Source organism: Chromohalobacter sp. HP20-39 (genome assembly GCF_033052815.1).
Classification (GTDB): Bacteria; Pseudomonadota; Gammaproteobacteria; order Pseudomonadales; family Halomonadaceae; genus Chromohalobacter.
In genome coordinates, this window is the sequence record NZ_JAWHTP010000630.1 from 1 (window position 1) to 276 (window position 276).

1 protein-coding gene is annotated in these 276 nt (G+C 72.8%); it reads right to left on the reverse strand.

Annotation, left to right across the window (positions count from 1 at the left end; genetic code table 11):
* Positions 1-276 (reverse strand): hypothetical protein (locus tag RVY79_RS19475; RefSeq protein WP_317466222.1); only part of this gene is annotated, 276 nt, incomplete at both ends.

A 276-nucleotide genomic window follows, 5' to 3' on the forward strand; every position in this document is an offset into this window, starting at 1 on the left:
CGCCCGCGTCGTCCCGCCGATCACCACCGTCACCAGCTGGCCCGCCGCGTCATAGGAATAGACTTCCTGCGCCCCCGCGCCCGTCTGCGCGCGCACCCGCGCGCCCGTCGCGTCATAGCCCAGGTCCGTGCCCGCATCCCCGCGCACGATCACCCCGGAACCCGGCGCACCGACCAGTATCCCCCTGGTCGTCACCAGCCGGCTCATGCTGTCATAGCGATACCACCAGCCCTGGCGCGTCGCCGTCCCGGACAGGCTGCCATCCGCCTGCACCGG